Origin of the sequence: Synechococcus sp. BDU 130192 (assembly GCF_963876085.1) — a bacterium.
Classification (GTDB): Bacteria; Cyanobacteriota; Cyanobacteriia; order Cyanobacteriales; family MRBY01; genus MRBY01.
In genome coordinates this window covers 75,101-92,997 of sequence record NZ_CAWNNO010000055.1, presented here as the reverse complement: position 1 = coordinate 92,997, position 17,897 = coordinate 75,101, and the positions used below count along the sequence as shown (strand labels likewise).

The 17,897-nt window shown below is 48.3% G+C and carries 20 protein-coding genes and 1 tRNA gene; 4 read left to right on the top strand and 17 right to left on the bottom strand.

The genetic code is table 11. The features are described from left to right. Positions 1-99 precede the first annotated feature (99 nt). From AACT35_RS11805 to AACT35_RS11780, 6 genes are all read right to left on the bottom strand, one after another. Positions 100-876 (bottom strand): hypothetical protein, encoded by a 777-nt coding sequence (locus tag AACT35_RS11805; protein WP_099239619.1) that lies wholly within the window; start codon positions 874-876, stop codon positions 100-102. Positions 877-1,540: 664 nt separating this feature from the next. Then, positions 1,541-1,705: a hypothetical protein gene (locus tag AACT35_RS11800; RefSeq protein WP_158227968.1), complete on the bottom strand. Its 165-nt coding sequence runs from the start codon at positions 1,703-1,705 to the stop codon at positions 1,541-1,543. 113 nt (positions 1,706-1,818) lie between these two features. Next, the gene (locus AACT35_RS11795) at positions 1,819-2,478 is read right to left on the bottom strand and encodes a Fe2+-dependent dioxygenase (protein ID WP_099239617.1); all 660 of its coding nucleotides are present in this window, start codon (positions 2,476-2,478) and stop codon (positions 1,819-1,821) included. Positions 2,479-2,553: 75 nt separating this feature from the next. Next, positions 2,554-3,378: a hypothetical protein gene (locus AACT35_RS11790; protein WP_099239615.1), complete on the bottom strand. Its 825-nt coding sequence runs from the start codon at positions 3,376-3,378 to the stop codon at positions 2,554-2,556. Between the two features lie 79 nt (positions 3,379-3,457). Next, complete coding sequence (locus AACT35_RS11785) at positions 3,458-4,465, bottom strand: multicopper oxidase domain-containing protein (protein ID WP_099239613.1); 1,008 nt, start codon at positions 4,463-4,465, stop codon at positions 3,458-3,460. Between the two features lie 177 nt (positions 4,466-4,642). Further along, entirely contained in the window at positions 4,643-4,846 is a 204-nt protein-coding gene (locus AACT35_RS11780) for a (2Fe-2S)-binding protein (RefSeq protein ID WP_012308257.1), read from the bottom strand. A gap of 226 nt (positions 4,847-5,072) precedes the next feature. On the opposite strand from AACT35_RS11780, the gene bfr (AACT35_RS11775) reads away from it, so the two are divergent. Then, on the top strand, positions 5,073-5,537 hold the full coding sequence (gene bfr, locus AACT35_RS11775; RefSeq protein WP_099239611.1) for a bacterioferritin: 465 nt from the start codon (positions 5,073-5,075) through the stop codon (positions 5,535-5,537). Between the two features lie 67 nt (positions 5,538-5,604). Further along, a complete protein-coding gene (gene bfr / locus AACT35_RS11770) occupies positions 5,605-6,072 on the top strand; it encodes a bacterioferritin (protein ID WP_099239609.1) in 468 nt (155 codons plus the stop codon). An 85-nt stretch (positions 6,073-6,157) separates the two neighbouring features. On the opposite strand, the gene AACT35_RS11765 is transcribed toward bfr (AACT35_RS11770), so the two are convergent. From AACT35_RS11765 to AACT35_RS11755, 3 genes are all read right to left on the bottom strand, one after another. After that, positions 6,158-7,159 carry a phosphoribulokinase gene (locus tag AACT35_RS11765; RefSeq protein ID WP_012308260.1) on the bottom strand — a complete coding sequence of 334 codons (1,002 nt, stop codon included), beginning with the start codon at positions 7,157-7,159 and terminating at the stop codon, positions 6,158-6,160. Between the two features lie 380 nt (positions 7,160-7,539). Then, a tRNA-Val gene (locus AACT35_RS11760) sits at positions 7,540-7,611 on the bottom strand. Between the two features lie 86 nt (positions 7,612-7,697). Beyond that, positions 7,698-9,242, bottom strand: coding sequence for a DASH family cryptochrome (locus AACT35_RS11755; protein ID WP_099239607.1), 1,545 nt, complete (start codon positions 9,240-9,242; stop codon positions 7,698-7,700). A 496-nt stretch (positions 9,243-9,738) separates the two neighbouring features. Between AACT35_RS11755 and AACT35_RS11750 the strand changes: the two genes are divergently transcribed. Beyond that, positions 9,739-10,317, top strand: a complete 579-nt coding sequence (locus AACT35_RS11750) for a GAF domain-containing protein (RefSeq protein WP_099239605.1) — start codon at positions 9,739-9,741, stop codon at positions 10,315-10,317. 48 nt (positions 10,318-10,365) lie between these two features. Here AACT35_RS11750 and AACT35_RS11745 read toward each other — a convergent pair whose 3' ends face one another. The 8 genes from AACT35_RS11745 to AACT35_RS11710 all read right to left on the bottom strand — a co-directional run bounded on the left by AACT35_RS11745 (position 10,366) and on the right by AACT35_RS11710 (position 16,094). Further along, complete coding sequence (locus AACT35_RS11745; RefSeq protein WP_099239603.1) at positions 10,366-11,169, bottom strand: alpha/beta fold hydrolase; 804 nt, start codon at positions 11,167-11,169, stop codon at positions 10,366-10,368. Between the two features lie 98 nt (positions 11,170-11,267). Beyond that, positions 11,268-11,945 (bottom strand): hypothetical protein, encoded by a 678-nt coding sequence (locus tag AACT35_RS11740; protein WP_012308265.1) that lies wholly within the window; start codon positions 11,943-11,945, stop codon positions 11,268-11,270. A 2-nt stretch (positions 11,946-11,947) separates the two neighbouring features. Next, complete coding sequence (locus tag AACT35_RS11735; protein WP_062436125.1) at positions 11,948-12,418, bottom strand: phycocyanin; 471 nt, start codon at positions 12,416-12,418, stop codon at positions 11,948-11,950. Positions 12,419-12,552: 134 nt separating this feature from the next. Next, positions 12,553-13,035, bottom strand: a complete 483-nt coding sequence (locus AACT35_RS11730; RefSeq protein ID WP_065717118.1) for a hypothetical protein — start codon at positions 13,033-13,035, stop codon at positions 12,553-12,555. Between the two features lie 29 nt (positions 13,036-13,064). Then, entirely contained in the window at positions 13,065-13,772 is a 708-nt protein-coding gene (locus tag AACT35_RS11725; RefSeq protein ID WP_030007396.1) for a V4R domain-containing protein, read from the bottom strand. Between the two features lie 65 nt (positions 13,773-13,837). Then, positions 13,838-14,350, bottom strand: coding sequence for a 2Fe-2S iron-sulfur cluster-binding protein (locus tag AACT35_RS11720; protein WP_030007395.1), 513 nt, complete (start codon positions 14,348-14,350; stop codon positions 13,838-13,840). Positions 14,351-14,376: 26 nt separating this feature from the next. Further along, on the bottom strand, positions 14,377-15,144 hold the full coding sequence (locus AACT35_RS11715; RefSeq protein WP_158227967.1) for a hypothetical protein: 768 nt from the start codon (positions 15,142-15,144) through the stop codon (positions 14,377-14,379). 440 nt (positions 15,145-15,584) lie between these two features. Next, the gene (locus AACT35_RS11710) at positions 15,585-16,094 is read right to left on the bottom strand and encodes a 2Fe-2S iron-sulfur cluster-binding protein (protein ID WP_012308271.1); all 510 of its coding nucleotides are present in this window, start codon (positions 16,092-16,094) and stop codon (positions 15,585-15,587) included. A gap of 80 nt (positions 16,095-16,174) precedes the next feature. Here AACT35_RS11710 and AACT35_RS11705 point away from each other — a divergent pair, with 80 nt between their 5' ends. Continuing rightward, positions 16,175-17,809 (top strand): hypothetical protein, encoded by a 1,635-nt coding sequence (locus AACT35_RS11705; protein WP_099239597.1) that lies wholly within the window; start codon positions 16,175-16,177, stop codon positions 17,807-17,809. Positions 17,810-17,897: the final 88 nt, after the last annotated feature.

The following is a 17,897-nucleotide window of genomic DNA, read 5'->3' as shown; positions in this document are numbered from 1 at the left end:
AAGGGTGAGGAAAAGTTTTTTAGATTAAGTGGATGAGTCCAAGGTTTTTAGCGAGGGAATACGCACCCCATATTCAAAGATTGAATATATGATTGCCGCTTAAAACTTCATTTCAAGGTTGAACGATAACACTGCATCAGGCGCATCTTCACTCAGTCCAAACAACAAAGCAACTCTCGGTTCAAGCACACGGTCTTTACCGAGGCTAGTCTCAAAATAAGCCGCAGGGCCAATAAAGTGAGATTGCTCTTCTGTTCCACCAAAAAATTCTTCTAGTGCGCCATAGGCTTCGATTCCTAATGCAACTGATTCACTGACAGGGGTAGAAGCACCGAAAGCATAAGCCAACCCTGCATCTTCGTCCTTGAAAGGAACCTCAACTATGAGATTGCCAATAAGGTTAACGTCTCCAATAGTGACTTCTCCAATAGGGCCAATTTCAAGGGCACCTTCATCAATACCACCTTCATTGGGAATTTCAAGCCCTGCAAAAAGGCCAAAGGCACCGCCGTGTCCATGGCCATGCTCTTCATCATCGTCGTCATGGCCATACTCTTCTTCACCTGTCGTAAACAAGAACACGTTAGTGAACTCAATGCCTTCAACCTCTAAGTTCCCGCCTTCGATATCTGCTAACTCAATAGCAAAAGTGGGTTTCCAGAAATCAGTGACTCCATAGCCAAGAGCAAATTCAAAGGCAGCTGCTTCTTCATCGTCTTCTACTTCGCTAAGGGTAACCCCTGACAGTACTTCAAGCTTGAACTTACCTTTATCTACATCAGGATGAATGATTTCAAAGACTTGTGCCTGTGCGGAAGTAGCCTGGAATGCCCATAGGAATAGACCCGGCAAAAATATTTTTTTTAGTGAAAGCATTATCAAAAGACCTCAAGGATTAGATAAAAGGATTCAGATAGGGACAAGAGTATACAGTGAAATCAAACCCAGAATGATAATCACAATCATTTTTGTTTGATTATCAGTTCACTATAAGCAAACTAAGAGGAGATAAACTTCTGTGGAGAAAGTAGACTGGCGGCGATCGCCATACTTGTAGAAATGAGAATATCAAGGTGATAAGAGCAGACTGACACGCTACTCCCTTGGGATATACCGGAATAAAAAGAGATGAGTATGCTGTGCAAGTTAAGAAACAGTGTCGATCAAGCTTTCATTTCAATTGGGGATCGCATCCTTCTACAACAATGGTTTATCTAACGCAAACACGGGCAGGCTGAGTGTGTTCGCCGCTGGGTACGTCCCATGAGAGACCTTAAACTCGCTGCAGCGAATCCTTGGGTTGAGTGCATTACAAAATTCTCCACACACTAAATTTACGAAAACAATAATGATAATCGTTTTCGTAAAAGTCTACAAGGGAGATCGTCTTTTGTGGAGTCTAGTTGGCAAGAATGCTAGCGGGGTGATTCCGCATCAACTGGCGAAAAACCGAGGCAAGCCGCAAACATAAAGTAAAAGAAATCAATCATTTTTTATACCGAGAAAATAAAGTTGTTTTAACGAAATATCTGGTCTAACCTCAGGACTCCGCTAAAGCATGGTCTAAACTGAGGGTCGCTAAATAATATTGGGCAAGATCAGGAGCCGTATGGGGCTGTCTACCTTGGGATTGCTCTGGGGCTTGGCTATCTTGGCGAAGCTGCTGGGTAATGTCGGTTGTACCGCAGGAGTGGACAATTTTCATGGGATATTTTAATGAAAATAATTCTTATTTAAACTAGATAAAGTGTATCGATACTTGGAAAGTTCGTCAATAGTATTGATACTCATTTTCAATAAAATCCTGGCTGAGTTTGTTTACTCACTCCAGAGCCGCAGGAGATTCGCCACACTTTTCGAGAGGAGATCAAATTCTGTGGTTTTACCGCTCTGGGCAAATAGGCTGCGGCGACTGACATCAAGATCAAATACAATTTCCCGCTTTTGGGCATCGCGGATCCAACTTTGTACCCAACCCACCGCTACCAAGCGCGTTCCTTTTGTCACTACATTCACCCGATGCAACGAGGTAGAAGGATAGGCGATCGCCGTTCCAGCAGGCAGTTTATAGCTTTGTTCAGAATCTGCCCCTTCGATGACTAGCTCTCCCCCTTCATAGTCACTAGGTTCATTGAGAAACAGGGTAAATGAAACGTCCGAGCGCATCCCATTCATCAGGGCATTGTCGGTGTGGCGACCATAGGCCATGCCGGGGCTATAACGGCTAAACAGCAGGGTGTGGACAGTTTTGGGACGGATCGCCGTTTGAAAGAGAGCATTGTTCTGGAGGGCTTGGCGCACTTGCTCTTCTAGAGCTTGGGCCGTGGGGGTTGCCTTGGCCAATTGTTGATTTTCTTTGACCAGTTTGGCATGCCAACCTGCCGTAAGTTTGCCATCGACAAATTCGGCTTCGGTCAAGGTTGTGGTTATTTTTTCGAGGGCCTCTGGTGTCAATACCTGGGGAATTTTAAAGAACATTTGCCTTACCAAAAAATCTTAAAAAAGCCCCAGCAAAACCGGGGCCACTGTAATGATATTCACAGAACTTTGGGATTAACTGTTACTGGCAGCTTCAATCTCCACAATGCGGCTTAAGACTTCCTGGGGCGTTTTCACGGGGGTTTGGGGTGGTTCCACCGTGGGCCAAGCGGTTTTGAGATCGGCTAAAGCCGTGGCGATCGCCTCTCTGGTCTCCGGGCTGAGTTGATCCGCAACTTGTTCATAAAGCATCTCGCTATGGAAAACGAAACCACGGGAATCTTGGTATTCCACCGCTTCGACGATCTGATTATTGGCGATCGCCGCCGCGTATTCTTCCCCGGCCACCTGGAGGAGATTATTCATGACCCCAAGGACAAACTCAGGGGACTGCAATTCTGCTTCGCCCAAAGCCGCAAGCGCTGTATCGATGGCCTCAATGGAAGCATCGAGTTGGGTTTGTAATTCGGGGGATTCCGGTGCTGTCTTAATCAAATCATGGGCACTATTGAGGGCATCTTTAAAATCGGCCACGCCGCGATCGCCCAATTGACCCTCAATGGCACCATACAACTCTTCTACAGGGTGGCCAATATGCGGTTCTGCCTGTTCATATTCCCCAGCCGCAATCAGTTCCTCTGCCACCATCAAATGACCCAACATTAACGAGAGGGTCGTGGCATAGTCTTCATCGGGATTGCCGGAACTCGCACCTTCGCCCCCTTCACCACCTTCTCCGCCTTCGCCCCCGTGGTCAGCACTATTCTGTTCTACAGTTTCTGTCGTGGCAGCATTTTCTCCCCCTTCCCCACCATTGTCTGGGACGGAGGTGCCACAAGCTCCAAGGCTAACAGCTAAACCCAAGGTTAGGAACAATTCAACGGGCTTTACAGGTTTCATACTAATTAAGAATAATTTTCAAATTAAATATTGCAATACGCTAAAGTTTTTGCTGACTATTGTCAATAGAAGCTTGGATTTAGGCTGGGAACACTTCAAAAAAGCCCATGCAACCATGTTCAGCGATGTCATCCTGGTGGGGATGGAACATATATTTACCAGGGAAAGGATAGGCAAACTCTAGGATGTGGCGTTCGGCAGTGCCCATGGTGACCACATCACTTTCTTCGTGGGGCGTCATGGCCATGCCAGTGCGATAGAGCTTAAAAAAGTTGGCGTGGATATGAAAGGTAATCGCCGGATCAAATTCGATCATATTCAAGACATAAAGTCGCACCAGTTGATTTTGCACGATGGGGATGGGGCGATCGCGGAACACGTTGGGAATGCCGTTGAAAGCATACAATTCGTTTTTTTCATCATCATTAATGTCGTAGCCCCCTAGCACCAAAACCATTTCGTCAGCGGGCGGTCTTGGTTCGGGGGGATCAATAATAAAGAGTCCAAATAAGCCTTTACCGATGTGGCGCGTCACCGGGGCAATGTGGCAGTGGTAAAGGTGGACACCGTAGGGTGTTGCGTCAAATTCATAGATGGTAGTTTGACCATGGCGCACTGGTTTGACCCCATCCATCGTGTCGGGGTGAGTCCCATGAAAGTGGAGGGTGTGGGAGTGTCCATCGGCATTATGAAAAATAATCCGGACGCGATCGCCCGCCGTTGCCCGTAGGGTTGGCCCCGGCACCCGTTGATTAATATTCCAACTCACATATTCAAGGGCGGCATTGAGGTAAATAGTGCTGCTGTTGGCTTCTAGGTGAAATTCTCGCACCCGTTGCCCCTTTTCTTCGCTCACTTCCCCGTAGTCAAAATCTCGCAAAATTTGCATCGGGTCAAAGCCATTGCGGGTAATGCTGTCTTGGTCGAAGGTCACCGGAGGAATTTTGACTTCAGCTTGGGCAAGAGAGTTTTTTTTACGCCAGGCATAGGTGGCGATCGCCCCTGTTCCCAAACCGACTAATCCTGTCTGTAAAATTTGCCGCCGACTCCAGCGAGAGAAAACCCCACCACGCCTTAAACTGTCCATAAACTAATTTCTACTACCCAATTCGTCGCCCGTTATCAGCAGTTGACCACCCTAACTTGAAACGCCATTGATCCTGAACTGGGCTTTTTTAATAATCCAATACCTTAATAAATCCAAAACCTTCTCTAAAACAAAAGGATCTAAACAGAAAGACTTGCAAATAAAATTTTGTCTATCTTAGGCAATGCTCGAAGTACAGGGTTGCTTCACACAGCCTTGCTCATGGTGATCCTGCAATAGCTGGGCGGCATATTCTAGGCAAGTGCCACAATCCATTCCGACGCCCATCACACTCGAAAGCTCTTTCATAGAGCAGCTTTGTTGTTCCGCAGCTTGGCGGATTTGCTTTTCGGTAATGCCACGGCAAAGGCAAACGTACATGGTGACCTCAAGGGGAAAATGCTTGATTTAACTGTCATCCCCTACTATGCCCTATTCTGAAAATTATTGCAATAGATTCTCATTCTTTCTCCTAAAGTTGATCAGAAAATAAAATTTTGTGAGTAAAGCCCCCCAATGTTGGGAACTGCCCTAAGCTAGACATACCGAAGTATTTATGACACCTTTTTAGAGTAAAGGTGGCCGATTTGGAGTGAAATAAGGCGAAATGCAAGGAAAATCCGGCATTAACACCCAGCTTAATGCAGTCTTAAAGTCCCAGTTGACTGCAATTAACCAGTTCTTTCTCCACGCGAGAATGGCCAAGAATTGGGGCTTGGGGACATTGAATGATCAAGAATATAAGTACTCCATCAAGGCCATGAAGCAGGCCGACAGTCTTATTGAACGGATCTTGTTTTTAGAGGCCTTGCCCAACCTCCAGAGCCTTGGCAAATTGATGATTGGTGAAGATGTGCCAGAAATGTTGGCCAATGAGCTAGCGACCGCCACAACAATCCGCAATGAGTTACTAGCGGCGATCCAATTGTGTGAGACAGAACAAGATTATGTCAGTCGTGATCTTTTGGACGAAATTCTTGAAGAAACCGAAGAACAGATCGACTGGTTCGAGTCCCAGCAGTGGCTGATCGAAAATTCTGGTTTAGAAAACTATTTACAGTCGATGATGTAGATAGGGCAAGGGTATGGGCCACGCTATGGCCATGTTTTTATTCACTTAGAGTATTGAGACAATTCCGATGAAAGGTAATCAAAACGTTTTAGAACAACTCCACAAACTGCTGCGCAATGAGCTAGCAGCCCGGGATCAGTATTTTACCCATTCCCGGATGTACCTAGACTGGGGCCTGACGAAGCTCCATGAACGCATTAACCACGAGATGCAGGACGAGACGGGCCACGCATCTCGATTGATTGAGCGGATTTTGTTCCTCGAAAGCACTCCTGATCTGTCCCAACAGGATGGGTTGAACATTGGTAAGACTGTGCCTGAGATGCTCCAAAACGACCTCGATTATGAGTACAAAGTCATTGGGGATCTTAAGGGGGCGATCGCCATTTGTGAGACAGAACAAGATTACCAAACCCGCGATATCCTCCGGCAGATGCTGGCCGACACCGAGGAAGACCACGCCCACTGGTTAGAGCAACAGTTGGGACTGATCGAGAAAATTGGCCTGCAAAACTATCTGCAATCCCAGATGTAAAGCGCCATATATCGTCATTGCCATAAAAAAATGTAGGGGCTTACCATGGCAGGCCCCTACAACTACTTATTGGTGTTGATTTTTTCTATACGCTTGCGGCGATCGCCCCTTTCCCAGTGGTGAGATATTCATAAGTTTGGCGCATCTTGAGGCCAACGAGCACTTGGAACAGACCTGTGCCATTGTCAGAACCGGGGTAGTCCTTGTGCTTCAGAAGCAGCTCAGTCATTTCACCGTAATACTTGGTGCCCGTTTTGCTGAGGTGGCTTTCGATGTAAATCATTTCTTCGAGATTATCGAATTTCCCGTCTACTTCCAGGACAGAAACTTCATTCCCGAAGTAGTTATCGGGGCCATAGTACATCTTGATGCCGGGATAGTTACAGGTGAGCTTCCGGCCACAGGGACGCCAGTTAATCGTAGAGCCTTCATCAAAGAGATAGGCTGGTTCGAAGCCCGCAACTCCTTCTTTTTGGACGAGGCGTACCCGGAGATATTTACCTTCTTTGTCATCGACAAGCTCAGTGGGGAGCACCTGGATCACCACATCGGCAAATTCCCGTTGGGGTTCGATATAGGCGCTGAAATCCGGTTTCCGGGCATTAATTGAAGCGAGAACATCCTCGTAGGTGTGGCCCCGTTCTGCCATGTCCCGTTGAATCTTCCACTGGATTTTGACTTCATCGCTGATGTCGAGGTACACGCCGAAATCGACTAATTCCCGCACCCGGGCATCGTAGAGGGGATGTAGCCCTTCGATCACAACGACTTTGTTGGGTTCAATGCGTTCGGGCGGGTCAATTTCCCCGGTTTCGTGGTTATAGATGGGCTTATCAATGGCCTTTCCGTTCTTTAGATCACGGATTTGCTCTGCCATGAGATCAAAGTTGTTGGCCTTGGGATTGAGGGCAGTTACCCCAGCTTCTTTGCGGCCTTTGCGGTCAAGGCTATGGTAGTCATCAAGGCAGATTACCGTCATGAACTCTTCGCCGAACAGATCGGTAAGCCGGCGTAAAAAGGTAGATTTTCCGCAGCCGGAGTCCCCGGCAACACCAATAATAACTACACGGTCTGTCTGACTGGTCATAAATTTCCTCTGGATCTGCAAATTTTATGTTTTAAACTCATCCGTTATCTATGGCGGGAACTCGTGACGAATCGGTTTATTCGCGAGGCTCAGGCGTGTAAATAACCTTAGCTTTGCCACACTGTCACCCCGAAGGCGATCGCCCAGATAAACTCGGTACGAAAATAATTGCTTTTATTAATTTCGCCGCTTATTATACAACGGCACTAACATTTAACCATGGTGCTCCCCCAGAAGCGAACAAATATGGAGTTTGTTTGCCGTTCATGGGGAAACACAAATTTTCTTAAATCCCTGTTAAGGCCACGTTTGCGCCTAATGGGTCACGGAAAAATAAAAAGCCACCCCAGAAGGTGACCTTGGCATATTCTTCTTAAGGATGGGCGTTACTGGATTTGAACCAGTGGCATCCTGCTTGTAAGGCAGGCGCTCTACCGCTGAGCTAAACGCCCTTAAGCCTTAACAACTATAACAGGGGATTTTTTAAAACGCAAGGGGAGAGGCAAAAGTTTTTTTGAACGGCCCCGTTTTAGGTTGACTAACGCCGCCAACGGGCTTTGGGAATGTCTTGGTTGCGTTTGAAATTTTTACGGGGCTTTCGGGATTGGGACTTAGGGGCCAGACCCAGGGCTTTTTGGTAAATGTGTTCGTTTTCTTGGACAGAGGTTTGCAGATCAACCATCGGTTTCGGGTAGGTTTGCCCTAGAATAATTTGGCGATCGCCTAACGCTTGCACAGGTAAACGCCAGGGTTGATGGATCTGTTCACCGGGAAGAGTCGCCAATTCCGGAAGCCAGTGGCGCACATAGTCCCCCTGGGGATCGTAATCCTTGGCCTGTTTGGGAATGTTGAAGTAGCGAAAGCCGCGCGCATCATTCCCCACGCCAGCGGTGTAGTTCCAATTGCCCCAGTTGCTGCACACATCGTAGTCAATGAGTTGCGACTCAAACCAAGCGGCTCCCCAGCGCCAGTCAATCCCCAGATTTTTCGTCAGAAAGCTACCAACATTTTGCCGGCCCCGGTTGGACATAAAGCCCGTATACAGGAGTTCGCGCATATTGGCATCGACGAAGGGAATCCCCGTTTGGCCCGTCCGCCACAGTTCAAAGGCTTCGTGGTCTTGTTTCCAAGGAATTTTTACCCCCTGTAAACCTTCGGGTTGGAAAATTTGGTTGCCGTGTTTGGCACAGATCCAGCGGAAATAATCCCGCCAGAGCAGCTCAAAAATCAGCCAGTAGGTGGAGTTGTTAGCGATCCGTTTTTGTTCGTATTCGGCGACTTGGGCGGCAATGTAACGGGCCGAGAGACAGCCCAGGGCGAGCCAGGGTGAGAATTTTGAGGAGTAATCGGCTCCTAACAAACCATTGCGGGTTTCTTTGTAAACCTTGAGGCGATCGCCTTCCCAAAAATAAGCCTGGAGCCGTTTCATACCAGCCGTTTCACCGCCTTTGAACGGGAGCACACCACGGGGATCAATGGTTGGTTCCGGCAAACCCAAATCCTGGAGACTGGGAATCTCACCTGGAGCAACGGTTTCGGGGAGGGGAGGCAATTGGGTTGGTGTGGGTACTGGGGAGGCGATCGCCGCATACTTTTCCACATCCTTACGAAATTGCGTAAAAACCTCCGGCACTTCGTTAATCCCAAAAGGCAAATCTCCTGGGTCGTGGAGGGTCGTTCCCCAAAACGTTTCTACTCGAACACCCTGTTCTTGGAGAGCTTGGCGCAGTTTTCGTTCAACGCGGGTTTCCTCTGCCGTTACCTCCCTGTGACAATACACAACATCAATCTGCCATTGCTGACATAAATCAGGGATTAACTTTTCCGGGATATCCTGACGCACAATCAAATCACTGCCCTTGGCGCGGAGATTTTGCCGGAGATCCTGGATGGCTTCCCGGAGAAACTGACCCCGAAAGGCACCTGTTTTCGGGAAATCTAGCCCAATTGAACCAAACTCCCGGGGATCAAAACAGTAGAAAGGAAAAATCTGGGCCTGTTGTGCTAGGGCTTCCTGGAGTGGCTGGTGGTCATGGAGCCGGAGATCACGGCGATACCACAGGAGAATATTGACAGAAGACATTGTGATCTAGCGAACGATAAAGTAGAGGCTCATAAGGTAACGTTAATTGCCATGGAGATTCAATTGATTCGGGGACACATGATTTTTATGAGTTTTAAAAACTGTCCTCTCAACTCAAAATAAAACTGTCATAGTTTTTGCTGAAAATCACTTGAAATATCCCAAAAACAAATCGATAAGAGGCAATTCAAATGCTAGTCCCCAAGGTAATTTTTCGGCATTTTGGCGTATCTTACTAATCGTCACAAAAATCTTCCAAGCTAGTCTAACAAGAGATTTTGGGCGATTTATGCCTTTTTTAGAAGTTAAGATTAAACACAAAAAACTGTCAGAAATATGTATAACTTGTACTATTTATTGCTAAGATTTAATTTGAGTAGCTGATGTCATTCTTTTGCTCATCATTATTGGGGTAAACACTCCGATGAAGTTAATTTTTGGTTAAGCCACACCACAATATACCCCCATCATTTTTTAATGATTGTCCGTGGATTCTATGATTGCTCCTCCAATCCTGACTAACGAAGAACATCGTCTTGCGGCACTACACCGTACTTATTTACTGGATACCCCCCAGGAAGCAGCCTTTGATCTCATCACGCGGTTGGTGGCGCGGCTCTGCGGCACAAAAATTGCGGCAATCTCTTTGGTGGATCGCGATCGCCAGTGGTTTAAGTCACGCTATGGCTTCACCCTCGAAGAAACCTCCAGGGTTATCTCTTTTTGTGCCCACGCGATCGAGGATACTGAGCTGTTTGAAATTCCTGACGCCAGCCTGGATAAGCGTTTTTGGGACAACCCCCTCGTGGTTCAAGCGCCCAAGATTCGTTTCTATGTGGGTGTTCCTCTGTATACAGCCGATGGTTATTGTTTGGGTACTCTCTGTGCGATCGATGATCGCCCCCAAACTCTTTCTGACAGACAGCGCCACCATTTACTGGGCTTGGCAAAACAAGTGGAACGACATATCCATTGGCGCACCGCGTTTTTGGCCCAGTATCCTGACTCCCAAACATTGGTCTCTCTGAAGGAAGCAGCTCATCAAGGCCCCCACTGCAGTCTTTCCGTTGTTTAACGTTGTGGCAAATTTTCCATGGGGTGGCGATCGCCTTTTGCTGTGAGTTCAATGGAGAAAATCCTTGAGGGCAGCGATCACCGCCTGGGGATTACTCAATTGGGGAAAATGCCCCTTGGCGTCAATCCAGTGGAGTTGACTCCCGCGAATGGCTTGGTGGAGATATTCGCTCACAGCTTCAGCCACAAAAGGATCATTCTCGGCTTGCAAAATTAACGTTGGGAGCTTCAATTGACTCACCTCGCGACGATAATCAGATTTGAGGATCAGCGAAAAGGTCAAAAAAGCATAATCAGGCCGTAGACGGAGGAGGGTTTTTGAAAATTCCGCCGAGAGTAATGGTTGCTTCGGGGTGTTCATGATCGATGGCGCATATTTACGTACCCATTGGGAGTAGTTCTGGGTCATTTCCGCCAAGATTTCATCGGCTGTGGCCTGATCAAAACTCCCTACATAATCTTGGTCATGGATATACCGGGGTGAGGCACTGATGAACACTAAACGAGTAATCAGATTGGGGTGCTTGAGAGCCACCAGGGTGGCGGTCATACTACTGACTGAATGGGCAACCAGTTGCACTTCCTCCAAGTCGAGGGCCTCACAAATGTCGAGAATGTCCTGGGCGTAACTTTCGAGGCGTGTGTGATGTAATGTTTCGTTTTCGTCTGCCTGCGATCGCCCACAACCCGGCAAATCAAAAAGCACCAAACGGTAGTCCGCCGCAAAGGCCGGGGCCACTAAACGCCAACTGGTTTGATCACTGCCAAAGCCGTGGGCGAAGAGGAGTACCTTGTCTGAACTGGCATTGCCAAGGATTTGAACATTATGTTTGGTCAGAACATCAGTTGTCATATCGATTATGTCAGCAAAATACTTGTTGAACTTGCTTCCATCATGCCAAGAAACGCTTTAGGCCGCAGCGCCCAGGGTTTAGCAAAACCGACGTCAATTTAGGCATCGGTCACTGCAAATTTTTCGATAATCTCGGCGCTAGAAAGACCTTGTTTGACCCACATTTCCGTCTGTTCAATTTTTGGCCCTAAGCCCACCAAGAAGTTGGCAAATTGTGGCGGATTTGCCATTAACGTTGCCGCATCCTTTGGTAAATCCACTGCACAGGCCCGAATGCCTTTCCCAGCCCAACGGGAAAACCAAGCTGCAATAAAACCCGCTTCCAAATGATAGGACGGTGTTTGTTCTGGTTTCAGGCCAATTTCCGTACCCAACTGCATCATTGAGGCCTCTACTTGTACCTTGATTAGGCCCAAATCACGGTGGGTAAAATCTAAATTTAAATGCCCAAAACCGTGGGTTTCCCAAATTTGCCGCATCATCACCAAAAATTCTAGGGCATTCATCTGGGGGATCGTGCGTTGGTAGTATGCTTCAATTTCTGTTTTCAAGCGGTCGTAAAAGGCACCCCCCCACCAAAAACCAAAGGTATAGAGGGCGAAAGGGGTTGCTTCACCTGTTTCTTCCCGTAGAGCTTTATGGATGCTCCGGAGCAACACTTCTGGTACGGCCAAAAGGCGATTTCCGTGGCGTGTTTTTAAAAGGCCCGTTTCCGGTTGGCATTGGATATAGGTGCGGGGGGTAAAGTAATTCCCAGGGACAGGGGACAAAGTCATGGTTATTCGCTCAGGTATTGGTGGGTGACTTGGAGATAGGGCAGCATCAGTTGGGCGTATGGGGTGGGGAGTTCTTCTTGGATGACCTCTTGGATAATGCGGTAAACTTCGTTGTTGTATTTTTGATTTTTCAAGGCCCGCATAATATTTTGCATCCAGTACAGGAAGCGATCTTTGAGGAGTTCTTCGTCCTGGAGGAGCATCGCTGTGGCGCAGTTGCGGAGGACTGAGATGAGGTCGCCTTTGCATTTTTTGAGAACCGTCTCCGGGGCCGAGCGCAATAGCACTTCGTTTTCGGTTTGGAAGCGCCGGAGTGTCTCGTCGACGATTTTTTCTTCTTTTTCTTGGATCAATTGATAAGTGATCCGGCGATCGCCCCAGGATTGGAGAGTCTGATCGACTTGATCAAGATCTTGGGGTTCGATATAAGCCCCGTCGGAACGTTCAAGGAGGGTTTCTAAGAGGGTGATCATAAAAATTTATCCTAATGAAAAAAGTAGACAAAATTTACGCTGGAAAAATTCTAGGTTTTTCTCGAAAAGGGACGGTAAATTGTTTTATTTTTTAATAATTCCGTTTTTGTAAGGAGTTTTAGCCACCTAACGCCCTAAATATCGGCGACATCTAATAAATCGTCGAGTAAGTCGTAGTCATCGGGGTCAACTTCTCGGAGAGTTTGACCTTGCTCTTCCCAGGTGAGGAGGGCGACAAGATCTAAATTTTTGAGGCCATCGACGGTTTCGATATTCTGTAGGCCCCGAATGAAAAAGTCGGTATCAGATTCCTCGGTTTCAACAACGGGCGATCGCCTAGGTGAAGTCCCTTGGAGGGTGGCAGCATATTGATCCAATTCGGAAGGCGGCGCACTCCACTGTAGGGCTAACAGCAGATCATCCCGGGAGAGAAAAGCTGCTTCCTCAAACCCCTTGAGAAAAAAAGGGCCATCTGGTCGAGGCGATCGCCGGACGAGGGTCGGGGCAGGGGTCACTCCACGGGTAGGGACAGGGGCTGCCGTAGGAGGCTTGAGTTTTTCAAAAAGTCCCACAAAAGTCGGAAACCAGCGCCGGAGTAGAGAATCATCTTGTGCCATGTGATTTGTCCTCGAAGTGTGCCTTTGCTTTATTCGCGCCCAACCGCATCAAGTGCCGCTTCCGTTTTGAGCGCCTGGAAGCGAGCTTCAATATCCGCCGCCGTTGCCCCAGATGTCAGCCAAAATTCCGCCGCCTTCACCCGTTTTTCCGAACCGATTAGGAACCGACAAAAATCATTCCCCATGGAATAACACTGAATTTCGGTGCTACTCAAGGCCCGGTCAAAAAAGCTCGAAAAGAACCCCGCAAATAGCCCTGCATAGAGGAAGCACACGGGCTTACCGACATCACCGAGGGTTTTCGCCACCGCCGAGTCAAATAGATCAATAAATAAAAAGCCTTCCTTAATCGAAGACAAATCCACCTGCCATTTCCCCCACCCCTGGGCCGTCAGGGGCCACCACCAGGTTTCGAGGGCAAACCGGAGCGCCGCATCTTTAAAATACAGGCCGAACTCATCCTGGAACCATACCTTAAATTGGGCCGCATCTTCGACGCCCCACTCCTGGCCGATCAGGTACATTAACCAACCGGAAGCTTCACCGACTTCATGCTCAAGGCCCTTTTGCAACCCGATAATAAAATCTTCCGTGGTAAGGAGATTTCGTTGGCCATGGCGATCGCTTACGGTGCCTTGGGTGGGATCAAACTGAAAGAAGGTATGACGGCTATAGTGGCAGGCTTTTTGCCAGGAACGGTGGTATGGGAGAGTTTGGGAACGGGCAGAAGAAACCATAGGATCAATAAATCGCAATCACAACAGTTAGAAAGACAAGCTTAAAAAAGCGAGAAAAGCCAAAACTAATCAAAGTAGTTGGCAATATTTGACACAGAAGAGGGTTGGAACACATCCAAAAGATTGGTTTCTAAAGCCGCATCAATATTGGCCATTTTTTCGAGGGCCGAGCGCAGAATTAATTTGTTTTCTTCGACGAGAATTTCCCCGGTCAAAGGGTGAATAATATTTTGATTAGCGCGGGTGCCAACCAGGGATTTGAGCTCGCCCATGGAACCGATATACATCCCTCTGGGCACTTCGATAACGGCCCCATCACCACAGATCTTCGTTTGACAAGCAAGGCGAGAATTGGCTTGGGCGGTGGCAATAAAACTGAGAGTCAGTCGTTCTTGGTCATTCATCGGGCTGAGGGCTTCTCCCCCAGATTTGACGTAAATATGACAAGTGGCACAGCGCCCTTGGGCACCACAGGCCTGCATGACACTCATATCTTCCCGGAGCAGCACATCAAGCAAGGTCTCTTGGCCCTGGACGGGAACGGTTTTATCGAGGGGTTGGATTGAGATTTTATTCACGGGGGATTGGGGGGGGGGTAAAAAATTTAAAGGAGAAAGCGACAATCAGCTTCGCTGAGGGCATATTGGCGGAGCAATTGGGCAAAGTCTACAACAATGCGTTCGCACTCTTGGGTAAAGGTCGCTACCCATACTTTGAGGCTCTGTAGTTCGGCCTGACTGAGATGCGGTTCGGGAGAGGCGATCGCCCCTTGCTCTGGATCAAAACTGCCCCAGTGATCCACCACCCAAAAGTCCAAAAGGGGATGTTCTGACTGGAGCGTTTGCTGGGCTTTTCGCCAATAATTACCGATGGCAAGGTTCCCAAAATACTTTTGACTAAATTCACTAATTTGATTCAAAGCAATGATGGCCCTGGCCCTGGAAATATCCGTACCCTTAGCTGGATTTGTGACCACCGGGATTGGGGTGGGCGGCATGGTGCGCTTGGCCGTGGCGGCAACGGGCTCTAACAGAGGAAACAAAATATCTTGTACCGTGGCCTGTAACTGGGCGAGATGTTGCACATAGCTGCTGAGTACCGCTCGCACCCCCTGTTTCAGCGCCCAATCACGAAAGTAATCATTGACTAGGGGTTGGTGGGCGAGGAGTACCACGGGTAAATCTTGCCAAAAATCTCGACATTGCCGAAATAAATCGAGACTGTTGGTATGGGGGAGCGTGCCCAGTAACAGTAACTGGGGATGACGACGGTCGCATTCTTTGAGTAAAGCCTGCCTCGTCTCAGAGACGCAAACAACGGCTCCAGCGCGGGTGAGCTGCGTGGCAATGGGCTTATACACGCGCTCATTCATTTCCGCGATGAGAATGATCTGGTTGTGCAAAGTAGATGTACCAACCATAGGCGGTAGCTTGGAACAAGCAAACGACGATACAAAACTCAACAAATTGTCATTGGCGACAACATTGTCGATGTCTAAATCTAATTTTTTAGGGGGGCACCACTGGAACCAAGCAATTCAAACGTCCAAGTCCGCAATTTGTTTGGTTAGTATGGCTAAAAATCGAGTTAACTCATTACACATTCTCAAAGGGGACTAGAACCCTTTGAAAGTCCTGGATTTTGGACGATATCTAAGAAACCCCTTAAAAAACGAGAGTTATAAGACTAGGACTTTGTTATGGAAACCAAACATAGCATGGAAATTTCAGACCCCCGGCGGAACCCACAATCAATCAACAAAACTTAATTGTCTCTTAATGAAAATTTATATTTTTTTTCTAGAAAAGGACTTCAGGCACTTAACAGGCGTTCGAGAATATCCTGAGTCACAATGCCCCCCTGCTTAACAAGCAGTTCTCCGGTGCGGGGGTGGCGGATATCTTTCGGAGCATAGCGATTTTTTAGACGATCGAGAATTTGTTGTAACTTTGTTAGGGTGCGGGATGGGAGGTCACAAACAACGGTTTCTCCGTCACGCACATAGGCCTGGCAACTGAGGCGATAGGTGTCACTAGATTTTTTCAGATTGTTGAGGATGGTTTGTTCTTGGGCCGTCACCGGACTGAGTTGGGTCGCACCACTAACAACATGAACGACACAGGTACCGCAATAGCCTTTACCGCCACAGATGGCATCGAGGTGAACTTTGGCCCGCAGGAGCGCCTTGAGGAGAGTTTCGGTTTCGAGGGTTTGGAGTTGGATCGCCAGGGGGTCGATGCGGATTTGCGCCATGGTTAAATTCGGCTCAGAATTGGGATTAGGTAAGGGAACAAACAAGAAATCTTTATCAAAATAAGTCACAAGCTTTCCCCTGGCAAACTTTCTCAGGTGAAAACGGCAGGGAAATTTATTTCAATAGTTTTAGGGAGTCAGTAAAGGTGATGCGACAAAGTTTATGGGCTAGACAAAATGGGTTGGGGCGATCGCCTTGGGTTTGGGTTGGGTTAATTTGCCTCGGTGCTTGTAATGGGCAGTCTATTAGTTTGGAGGAACAGCCAGGGGATGTAACAGCGCCATCTACCCCGGCCAATTGTCCCAGCACCGATGGAGCAGCCCAGCGATTGACGATTCAAGCGGATCTGTCAGTGGCGGATCAGTTCGATTTTACGGCGTGGGACATTCAAGCTGATTCAGATACTGTGACGGTGCAAACTCGGCATCATCAATTGGTTTTTTGTCGGGAAACCCAGAGTTGGGCGATTCTGCCACCAACCACGGACAACACCTCTAATGCCGTTCAGGATCAGGAGTTGCTTTTAGCGGGGGAAGATCCGGCGTTTCAAACGATCGAGCTAGCGGGAGAAGCCTATCAATACCGTGTCCTCTTACGGCCAAATCCTTTTTTAGATTTTGAGAATCCCCCCGAAAAGGCAATTTTTGAACTGATTCCCCCAGGGGAAACCGAGGCGATCGCCTTAGATCTTTATACCCTCGAACAGTTGCGGGCCAGTGGCATTGGCGCGGATCTAGGCATTCCCACGGTGACAGCGGCCATTCCTGTCGAAGACATGTTATTTTTTGCGGTTTCCTCAGAGCAAGGGGAAGGCTTTAGCGGCTTGAGTAGCCTAGTTCGCTATGACCCAAGCACCGGCAGCCTCGAATTACAGCAGCCGGACGAACTGATCGCCACCCAAATCACTGACCTCCAGGCCACAATCAACGACGATCAAACAACTCTTTGGTTGGGGACAAAATATGCCGCCGAAGGTTCAAGCCTCATTCCCGCACGAGGCTTGGTGGCCTATGAATTTAATCAAGATTGGCGTGATGGCAAAATCTCGTTTCACACGATTCACAACAGTCCCTTGATCGGGGCGATTCCCACCCAACTCCACACTGAAGGCGATGTGCTCTGGGCGGCGACGGGGAACGGCATTTGCAACATTCAGTGGCGCAATATTGACCAGTGGGACGCGTGGAATTGTTGGCGCTTTACCCTAGAAGCACAAGTACCAGAGTCAGGTTTACCTATTTATCGCAGTCTGTTGGCAGAAACTCCCAGCACCACCCTAACCGCAGACACCGCCGAAGTGCTCTGGTGGGCGAGTACCGTCCCCTTTGGCATTGCCCATGAACAGCCGAAAAAAGGTCGTTTTGAAGTTGCTTATCCTACGGGTTTTCGGGTGACGGTACCGGAAGGGGCTTTCCAGTGGGACAGTGAACCCGGTGCGGATTTGTTGCCTTGGGAAGATCGTCTCTACTGGCCCGGAGAAGAATGGCATTGGGCAGGCGATCGCTTTGGGCGGAGTTTCGATGAAGTGATGGGGCAACAGGTGGGCTTGGGGCCAGTGGGCATTAGTGAGCAGGGCTATAACCCTGAAGGGATCCAAGATCTCAATGCCTTGCGGGGAGACTTAACACTTTTTGCCCTCGACCTAGACAGTACCACCGTGGATTATTTTTCCGGCTGGGTGGACGATGCTCTCCTCGAACCCGACTTTACCCTCGTTCCTTCTGAGAAAAAACCAATCACAACGGAGTCTCCCCTCAAGGCGATCGCCGCTGAACTTTTCTAGAAAATTTTCTGGGGCGGAAGAAAAAAACTGCATAAGCAAAATTTCTGGTCACTATCACCTGGCAACACACAACAATCAATCAACAGGT

What these genes read in the sequence shown, in the direction of transcription:
- AACT35_RS11740 (WP_012308265.1), bottom strand. Translation starts at nt 11,945, where the DNA reads ATGACTTTGTCCCCTGTCCCTGGGAATTACTTTACCCCCCGCACCTAT.
- AACT35_RS11745 (WP_099239603.1), bottom strand. Translation starts at nt 11,169, where the DNA reads ATGACAACTGATGTTCTGACCAAACATAATGTTCAAATCCTTGGCAAT.
- AACT35_RS11795 (WP_099239617.1), bottom strand. Translation starts at nt 2,478, where the DNA reads ATGTTCTTTAAAATTCCCCAGGTATTGACACCAGAGGCCCTCGAAAAA.
- AACT35_RS11755 (WP_099239607.1), bottom strand. Translation starts at nt 9,242, where the DNA reads ATGTCTTCTGTCAATATTCTCCTGTGGTATCGCCGTGATCTCCGGCTC.
- AACT35_RS11715 (WP_158227967.1), bottom strand. Translation starts at nt 15,144, where the DNA reads ATGAATGAGCGCGTGTATAAGCCCATTGCCACGCAGCTCACCCGCGCT.
- AACT35_RS11705 (WP_099239597.1), top strand. Translation starts at nt 16,175, where the DNA reads ATGCGACAAAGTTTATGGGCTAGACAAAATGGGTTGGGGCGATCGCCT.
- AACT35_RS11750 (WP_099239605.1), top strand. Translation starts at nt 9,739, where the DNA reads ATGATTGCTCCTCCAATCCTGACTAACGAAGAACATCGTCTTGCGGCA.
- AACT35_RS11785 (WP_099239613.1), bottom strand. Translation starts at nt 4,465, where the DNA reads ATGGACAGTTTAAGGCGTGGTGGGGTTTTCTCTCGCTGGAGTCGGCGG.
- AACT35_RS11800 (WP_158227968.1), bottom strand. Translation starts at nt 1,705, where the DNA reads ATGAAAATTGTCCACTCCTGCGGTACAACCGACATTACCCAGCAGCTT.
- AACT35_RS11780 (WP_012308257.1), bottom strand. Translation starts at nt 4,846, where the DNA reads ATGTACGTTTGCCTTTGCCGTGGCATTACCGAAAAGCAAATCCGCCAA.
- bfr (WP_099239609.1), top strand. Translation starts at nt 5,605, where the DNA reads ATGAAAGGTAATCAAAACGTTTTAGAACAACTCCACAAACTGCTGCGC.
- AACT35_RS11765 (WP_012308260.1), bottom strand. Translation starts at nt 7,159, where the DNA reads ATGACCAGTCAGACAGACCGTGTAGTTATTATTGGTGTTGCCGGGGAC.
- bfr (WP_099239611.1), top strand. Translation starts at nt 5,073, where the DNA reads ATGCAAGGAAAATCCGGCATTAACACCCAGCTTAATGCAGTCTTAAAG.
- AACT35_RS11735 (WP_062436125.1), bottom strand. Translation starts at nt 12,418, where the DNA reads ATGATCACCCTCTTAGAAACCCTCCTTGAACGTTCCGACGGGGCTTAT.
- AACT35_RS11725 (WP_030007396.1), bottom strand. Translation starts at nt 13,772, where the DNA reads ATGGTTTCTTCTGCCCGTTCCCAAACTCTCCCATACCACCGTTCCTGG.
- AACT35_RS11790 (WP_099239615.1), bottom strand. Translation starts at nt 3,378, where the DNA reads ATGAAACCTGTAAAGCCCGTTGAATTGTTCCTAACCTTGGGTTTAGCT.
- AACT35_RS11805 (WP_099239619.1), bottom strand. Translation starts at nt 876, where the DNA reads ATGCTTTCACTAAAAAAAATATTTTTGCCGGGTCTATTCCTATGGGCA.
- AACT35_RS11730 (WP_065717118.1), bottom strand. Translation starts at nt 13,035, where the DNA reads ATGGCACAAGATGATTCTCTACTCCGGCGCTGGTTTCCGACTTTTGTG.